Annotated in this window: 7 protein-coding genes; all 7 read left to right on the plus strand. The window is 61.6% G+C overall.

Annotation, left to right across the window (positions count from 1 at the left end; translation table 11 throughout):
• Window positions 1-226: 226 nt before the first annotated feature.
• Entirely contained in the window at window positions 227-2,002 is a 1,776-nt protein-coding gene (locus ACREPD_RS21145; RefSeq protein WP_431601114.1) for a PQQ-dependent methanol/ethanol family dehydrogenase, read from the plus strand.
• Window positions 2,003-2,237: 235 nt separating this feature from the next.
• Window positions 2,238-3,758, plus strand: a complete 1,521-nt coding sequence (gene exaC, locus ACREPD_RS21150; protein ID WP_431601115.1) for an acetaldehyde dehydrogenase ExaC — start codon at window positions 2,238-2,240, stop codon at window positions 3,756-3,758.
• A gap of 257 nt (window positions 3,759-4,015) precedes the next feature.
• Window positions 4,016-4,087, plus strand: coding sequence for a pyrroloquinoline quinone precursor peptide PqqA (pqqA, locus tag ACREPD_RS21155; RefSeq protein WP_003253598.1), 72 nt, complete (start codon window positions 4,016-4,018; stop codon window positions 4,085-4,087).
• Between the two features lie 55 nt (window positions 4,088-4,142).
• The gene (gene pqqB, locus ACREPD_RS21160) at window positions 4,143-5,057 is read left to right on the plus strand and encodes a pyrroloquinoline quinone biosynthesis protein PqqB (protein WP_431601116.1); all 915 of its coding nucleotides are present in this window, start codon (window positions 4,143-4,145) and stop codon (window positions 5,055-5,057) included.
• Window positions 5,058-5,225: 168 nt separating this feature from the next.
• Window positions 5,226-5,978, plus strand: coding sequence for a pyrroloquinoline-quinone synthase PqqC (pqqC, locus tag ACREPD_RS21165; RefSeq protein WP_431601117.1), 753 nt, complete (start codon window positions 5,226-5,228; stop codon window positions 5,976-5,978).
• A complete protein-coding gene (gene pqqD, locus ACREPD_RS21170; protein WP_431601118.1) occupies window positions 5,975-6,247 on the plus strand; it encodes a pyrroloquinoline quinone biosynthesis peptide chaperone PqqD in 273 nt (90 codons plus the stop codon). Before pqqC ends, pqqD begins: the two co-directional genes overlap by 4 nt.
• Complete coding sequence (gene pqqE, locus ACREPD_RS21175; RefSeq protein WP_431601119.1) at window positions 6,225-7,367, plus strand: pyrroloquinoline quinone biosynthesis protein PqqE; 1,143 nt, start codon at window positions 6,225-6,227, stop codon at window positions 7,365-7,367. The genes pqqD and pqqE overlap by 23 nt, the downstream gene beginning before the upstream one ends.
• Window positions 7,368-7,508: the final 141 nt, after the last annotated feature.

Here is a 7,508-nt window from a genome sequence, read left to right on the forward strand (position 1 = left end):
CGCTCCTACAGTTGACCTTCATCGCTTAACTGACTGGCATTAGGGCAAGCCCGCTCCCACAGGTTCAGTGTTGTTCCCGCTATTGGCATCCATCTCCCCAACCCCATACCAAGGAACTAGAAATCTCCACATTGCGGCCAATTGTTGTCCAGGTGGCGGCGCTCAAGAATCTGCACCAGACCGGAAAAATTTTCCGGGCATAACAAAAATTGCAGAGGAAGCCGTCATGACTCAACCCGCACGTCGCCAGCCCTTCGTCCTGAGCCTGCTGCTCAGTGCCATGCTGTTGTCCGGCCAGGCGCTGGCCGGCGTTTCCGACCAGGACATTCTCCAGGACCCGAAGAACCCGGAGCAGGTGGTCACCAATGGCCTGGGCGTCCAGGGACAACGCTACAGCCCGCTGGACATTCTCAATGTCGACAACGTCAAGGAGCTGCGTCCGGCCTGGGCATTCTCCTTCGGCGGTGAAAAGCAGCGCGGCCAGCAGGCGCAGCCGATGGTCAAGGACGGCGTGATGTACATGACCGGCTCCTACTCACGGGTGTTCGCCGTGGACGCACGCACAGGCAAGAAACTCTGGCAGTACGACGCACGCCTGCCGGACGACATTCGCCCTTGCTGCGACGTGATCAACCGTGGAGTCGCCTTGTATGGTGACCTGGTGTTCTTCGGCACCCTCGATGCCAAGCTCGTGGCCCTGAACAAGGACACCGGCAAGGTGGTCTGGAGCAAGAAAGTCGCCGACCACAAGGAAGGCTATTCGATCAGCGCCGCGCCACTGGTGATCAACGGCAAGCTGATTACCGGCGTGGCCGGTGGCGAATTCGGCGTGGTGGGCAAGATCGAAGCCTACGACCCGAAAAATGGTGACCTGTTGTGGACCCGGCCGACGGTCGAAGGCCACATGGGCTACGTCTACAAGGACGGCAAGTCCGTGGAAAACGGCATCTCCGGCGGCGAGGCGGGCAAGACCTGGCCAGGCGATCTCTGGAAAACCGGCGGCGCGGCCCCTTGGCTTGGCGGCTATTACGACCCGGAAACCAACCTGCTGCTATTCGGGACCGGTAACCCGGCGCCGTGGAACTCGCACCTGCGGCCTGGCGACAACCTCTACTCGTCGTCGCGCCTGGCGCTCAATCCGGACGACGGCACCATCAAGTGGCACTTCCAGAGCACGCCCCACGACGGTTGGGACTACGACGGCGTAAACGAGCTGGTGTCGTTCAACTATTCCGAAGGCGGCAAGGAAATCAAGGCGGCGGCCACCGCCGACCGCAACGGTTTCTTCTACGTGCTGGACCGCACCAACGGCAAATTCATCCGCGGCTTCCCGTTCGTGGACAAGATCACCTGGGCTACCGGCCTGGATAAGAACGGCCGTCCGATCTACAACGAAGCCAGCCGTCCCGGCGCGCCGGGTTCCGAAGTCAAGGGCAGCTCGGTGTTCGTGGCGCCGGCGTTCCTTGGCGCGAAGAACTGGATGCCGATGGCCTACAACAAGGACACCGGGCTGTTCTATGTGCCGTCCAACGAATGGGGCATGGACATCTGGAACGAAGGTATCGCCTACAAGAAAGGCGCGGCGTTCCTCGGTGCCGGTTTCACCATCAAGCCGTTGAACGAGGACTACATCGGCGTGCTGCGTGCGATCGATCCGAAAACCGGCAAGGAAGTCTGGCGCCACAAGAACTACGCGCCGTTGTGGGGCGGGGTACTGACCACCAAGGGCAACCTGGTGTTCACGGGCACGCCGGAAGGTTTCCTGCAGGCGTTCAATGCCAAGACCGGTGAAAAGGTCTGGGAATTCCAGACCGGTTCCGGCGTGCTCGGCTCGCCCGTGACCTGGGAAATGGACGGCGAACAGTACGTCTCGGTGCTCTCCGGCTGGGGCGGCGCCGTACCGCTGTGGGGCGGCGAAGTGGCCAAGCGCGTGAAGGACTTCAACCAGGGCGGCATGCTCTGGACCTTCAAGCTGCCCAAAGACCTGGTGGCCAAGCACTGACTTAGTCGCGCAATGATCATTCCCACGCACTGACTTAGTCGCTCAATGATCGTTCCCACGCTCCGCGTGGGAATGCAGCCAGGGACGCTCTGCGTCCCCTCCGGAGCTGGAACGCGGAGCGTCCCTTGAGGCGTTACCACGCAGAGCGTGGGAACGATCACAAGCCAGATCCTACAAAGAACGAATTTTATCGCCTGTCGCTACGGCAGGCTTCGACCCAGACAGAGGCCTCATCATGATCTACGCCCAACCCGGAACACCCGGCGCCGTCGTTTCCTTCAAACCACGCTACGGCAACTTCATCGGCGGCGAATTCGTCGCGCCGATCAATGGCGAGTACTTCACCAATACCTCGCCTGTGAACGGCGAAGTGATTGCCGAGTTCCCGCGCTCCAGTGCCGCCGACGTCGACAAGGCGCTGGACGCCGCCCATGCCGCCGCCGATGCCTGGGGCAAGACCTCGGCGCAGGACCGCTCGCTGGTGCTGCTGAAAATCGCCGATCGCATCGAACAGAACCTGGAGATCCTCGCCGTCACCGAAACCTGGGACAACGGTAAGGCCGTGCGTGAGACCCTGAACGCCGACGTGCCGTTGGCGGCCGACCATTTCCGTTACTTCGCCGGCTGCATCCGCGCCCAGGAGGGCGGCGCCGCCGAGATCAACGAGCTCACCACCGCCTATCACTTCCACGAGCCGTTGGGCGTGGTCGGGCAGATCATTCCGTGGAACTTCCCGCTACTGATGGCCGCCTGGAAACTCGCGCCAGCCCTGGCTGCCGGTAACTGCATCGTGCTCAAGCCGGCGGAGCAGACGCCGCTGTCGATCATGGTCTTCGCTGAACTGATCGCCGACTTGCTGCCGGCAGGTGTGCTGAACATCGTCCAGGGTTTCGGTCGCGAAGCCGGCGAGGCGCTGGCCACCAGCAAGCGCATCGCCAAGATCGCCTTCACCGGCTCCACCCCGGTGGGCGCGCACATCATGCATTGCGCCGCCGAGAACATCATTCCCAGTACCGTGGAGCTGGGCGGCAAGTCGCCGAACATCTTCTTCGAGGACATCATGAACGCCGAGCCTGCGTTCATCGAGAAAGCCGCCGAAGGCCTGGTGTTGGCGTTCTTCAACCAGGGCGAAGTCTGCACCTGTCCATCCCGGGCACTGGTGCAGGAATCGATCTACGAACCCTTCATGGCCGAGGTGATGAAGAAGATCGTCAAGATCAAGCGCGGCAATCCGCTGGACACCGAAACCATGGTCGGCGCCCAGGCGTCGCAGCAGCAGTACGACAAGATCCTTTCGTACCTGAACATTGCCCAGGAGGAGGGCGCGCAACTGTTGACCGGTGGCGCGGCTGAACGCCTGGAGGGCGACTTGTCCAGCGGTTATTACATCCAGCCGACCTTGCTCAAGGGCACCAACAAGATGCGCGTGTTCCAGGAAGAAATCTTTGGCCCGGTGGTGGGCGTGACCACCTTCAAGGACGAAGCCGAAGCCCTGGCCATCGCCAACGACACCGAGTTCGGCCTCGGCGCCGGCCTCTGGACCCGCGACATCAACCGCGCCTACCGCATGGGCCGGGCGATCAAGGCCGGGCGCGTGTGGACCAACTGCTACCACCTGTACCCGGCGCATGCCGCGTTCGGTGGCTACAAGAAGTCCGGTGTCGGGCGCGAGAACCACAAGATGATGCTCGATCACTATCAGCAGACCAAGAACCTGCTGGTGAGCTACGACATCAATCCGTTGGGGTTCTTCTAATTCCTTAAACATGACGCTAAACCTGTGGGAGCGGGCTTGCCCGCGATGGGGCCAGCACATTCAACATTGATGTTGAATGTGAGACCGCTATCGCGGGCAAGCCCGCTCCCACAGGATTGATGGTGTTGCTGAAAATCGAATAAACACCCCCTACCAACGCACCCCCGAACCTCCTTCGAAAGTAGCATTCGGGCGTCGGATGCCCCGTGCATTAATGGTGCTACCGGAATCACCCGGCACAAGAAGAGGAATGACCCATGTGGACTAAACCGGCGTTTACCGATCTGCGCATTGGCTTCGAAGTGACGATGTATTTCGCCAACCGTTGATTGATCACCCGGCCAGCCGCGGCGCTGGCCGGGCCTGCCTTCTGGAGCATTGCCCATGCACATCCGCGTTCTTGGCTCCGCCGCTGGCGGTGGTTTTCCGCAGTGGAACTGCAACTGCCGGCAATGCACCGGCGTGCGCAATGGCAGCCTGCGCGCACAACGGCGCACACAGTCGTCGATCGCCCTGAGCGACAACGGCCTGGAGTGGGTGCTGTGCAATGCTTCCCCGGACATCCGGGCGCAACTCGAGAGTTTTGCGCCGCTTCAACCGGCACGTCGGCTACGTGACAGCGCCATTGCCGGCGTGGTGTTGATGGACAGCCAGATCGATCATTGCACCGGCCTCTTGAGCCTGCGCGAAGGCTGCCCGCATCAGGTGTGGTGCACCGAGCGGGTGCATCAGGACCTCAGCAGCGGCTTCCCGTTGTTCACCATGCTCAGCCACTGGAACGGCGGCTTGCAGTGGCAACCTGTCAGTTTGAATCGCGAGCCGTTCCGGATTCCGGGCTGCTACCACCTGCGGTTTTGTGCCATTCCACTGATCAGCAACGCGCCACCGTATTCACCCAATCGCGGCAACCCGCAGCCAGGCGACAACATCGGGCTGTTCATCGAAGACCAGCGCAGCGGCGCCTCACTGTTCTACGCGCCGGGGTTGGGGCAGGTTGACGACGAAGTGCTGGGCTGGATGCAGCGCGCCGATTGCCTGCTGCTGGACGGCACCCTGTGGCGCGACGACGAGATGCGTCAGTGCGAAGTCGGCCAGAGCCTGGGCAGTGAAATGGGCCACCTGGCGCAAAGCGGGCCCGGCGGCATGCTCGAAGTGCTGGAAGATTTTCCCCGCCAGCGCAAGGTGCTGATTCACATCAACAACACCAATCCGATCCTTGATGAAGACTCGGCAGAGCGGGCGCTGCTGGTGCGGCGGGGGATCGAGGTGGCGTATGACGGTATGAGTATTGTCTTGTAAGACGCCGAGACCGCTGCGCGGTCTATCGCCAGCAGGCTGGCTCCCACAGGGGATCTGTGGTGAACACAATATTGAAGACACACCACAACCATGTGGGAGCCAGCCTGCTGGCGATAGGGCCGGCACAGTCAGCAAAGATTCCAACCGGCAGTTTCCTGGAGAACAACAATGACCAACACTCCAATGTCCCCCACCGAATTCGAAACCGCCCTGCGCGCCAAGGGCGCCTACTACCACATCCATCACCCGTACCACGTGGCGATGTACGAAGGCCGGGCCAGCCGCGAGCAGATCCAGGGTTGGGTCGCCAACCGGTTCTACTATCAGGTCAACATCCCGCTCAAAGACGCCGCAATCCTGGCCAACTGCCCGGACCGTGAGATCCGCCGCGAGTGGATTCAGCGCCTGCTGGACCACGACGGCGCTCCCGGCAGCGAGGGCGGTATTGAAGCCTGGCTGCGCCTGGGCGAAGCGGTGGGGTTGGATCGCGAACAAATTCTTTCTCAGGAGCTGGTGCTGCCCGGCGTACGCTTTGCGGTAGACGCCTACGTCAATTTCGCCCGCCGCGCCAGTTGGCAGGAGGCGGCCAGCAGCTCCCTGACCGAGCTGTTCGCGCCGCAGATCCACCAATCGCGCCTAGACAGTTGGCCGCAGCATTACCCGTGGATCGACCCGGCCGGCTACGAGTATTTCCGCACGCGCCTGGGCCAGGCCCGGCGTGATGTCGAGCACGGCTTGCGCATTACCCTTGCCCATTACCAAACCCTGGAGGCCCAGCAACGCATGCAGCAGATCCTGCAATTCAAACTCGACGTGCTGTGGACCATGCTCGACGCCATGAGCATGGCCTATGAGCTGCAACGCCCGCCTTATCACACGGTCACCCGCGACAATGTCTGGCATCGGGGGATCGTTCTGTGAGCCTGATTGATCGCGAGCAGTCACCGTCGTTGCGCCGGGGTTTTCGCCTGCAATGGGAACCGCGCCAGGATTGTCACGTGCTGCTGTACCCCGAGGGCATGATCAAGCTCAACGCCAGTGCCGGGCAGATTCTCGATCTGCTGGACGGCCAGCGCAGCGTTGCGACGATCATCGAGCGACTGAACGCGAGTTTTCCCGGTGTGCCGGGTATCGACGAGGACGTGCTGGCGTTTCTGGAGGTGGCCCATGCGCAATTCTGGATCGAGTGACACATTGCCGGGGCCGCCGTTATGGCTGCTCGCCGAGCTGACCTACCGCTGCCCACTGCAATGCCCGTACTGCTCCAACCCGCTGGACTTCGCCCGGCACGGCGAGGAATTGAGCACCGAGGAGTGGATTCGTGTGTTCCGCGAAGCGCGGGAGATGGGCGCGGCACAGCTTGGGTTTTCCGGTGGCGAGCCGTTGGTGCGCCAGGACCTGGCGCAGTTGATCAAGGCCGCGCGGGACATGGGTTACTACACCAACCTGATCACCTCGGGCATCGGCCTCACCGAGCAGAAGGTGCGCGATTTCAAGGTCGCCGGGCTCGATCACATCCAGATCAGTTTCCAGGCCGCCGATGAAGCGGTGAACAACATGCTCGCCGGTTCCCGCAAGGCCTTTGCGCAGAAACTGGCCATGGCCAGGGCCGTCAAGGCGCAGGGTTATCCGATGGTGCTGAACTTCGTCACCCACCGGCACAACATCGACAATATCGACCGCATCATCGATCTGTGCCTGGAGCTGGAAGCGGATTTCGTCGAGTTGGCCACCTGCCAGTTCTATGGCTGGGCCGAACTCAACCGCGTTGGGCTGTTGCCGACCCGCGAGCAATTGCAACGCGCCGAACGCATTACCAACGAGTATCGCCAACGTCTCGAAGCCCAGGGACATCCGTGCAAGCTGATCTTCGTGACCCCGGACTACTACGAGGAACGCCCCAAGACCTGTATGAACGGCTGGGCCAATCTGTTCCTCGACATCACCCCGGATGGCACGGCATTGCCCTGCCACAGCGCCCGGCAATTGCCGGTGCAGTTTCCCAATGTGCGCGAGCACAGCATCGAGCACATCTGGAATGACTCGTTTGGCTTCAACCGATTTCGTGGCGATGAGTGGATGAAGGAACCGTGCCGCTCCTGCGATGAAAAGCACAAGGACCTGGGAGGCTGCCGCTGCCAGGCTTTCATGCTCACCGGTGACGCGGCCAATGCCGACCCGGTGTGCGCCAAATCGCCCCATCATGGTGTGATTCTCAAGGCCCGGGAAGAAGCCGAGGCGCCGGGGCAGGGCATGGAGCACCTGACGCAGCGCAATGAGAAGGCTTCACAATTGATCTACCGCGGCTAGACCACACCACACAAACCTGTGGGAGCGGGCTTGCCCTAATGCCAGTCAGTTAAGCGATGAAGGTCAACTGTAGGAGCGAGCTTGCTCGCGAAAAACGTTAACGATAACGCGGAAATTCTGAATGAACGCGGCGTCCTGAAG

The organism is Stenotrophomonas sp., assembly GCF_050737075.1.
Taxonomy (GTDB): Bacteria; Pseudomonadota; Gammaproteobacteria; order Xanthomonadales; family Xanthomonadaceae; genus Stenotrophomonas.

Coding starts and splice junctions, on each gene's coding strand:
- ACREPD_RS21145 (WP_431601114.1), top strand. CDS start 227: ATGACTCAACCCGCACGTCGCCAGCCCTTCGTCCTGAGCCTGCTGCTC.
- exaC (WP_431601115.1), top strand. CDS start 2,238: ATGATCTACGCCCAACCCGGAACACCCGGCGCCGTCGTTTCCTTCAAA.
- pqqB (WP_431601116.1), top strand. CDS start 4,143: ATGCACATCCGCGTTCTTGGCTCCGCCGCTGGCGGTGGTTTTCCGCAG.
- pqqC (WP_431601117.1), top strand. CDS start 5,226: ATGACCAACACTCCAATGTCCCCCACCGAATTCGAAACCGCCCTGCGC.
- pqqE (WP_431601119.1), top strand. CDS start 6,225: ATGCGCAATTCTGGATCGAGTGACACATTGCCGGGGCCGCCGTTATGG.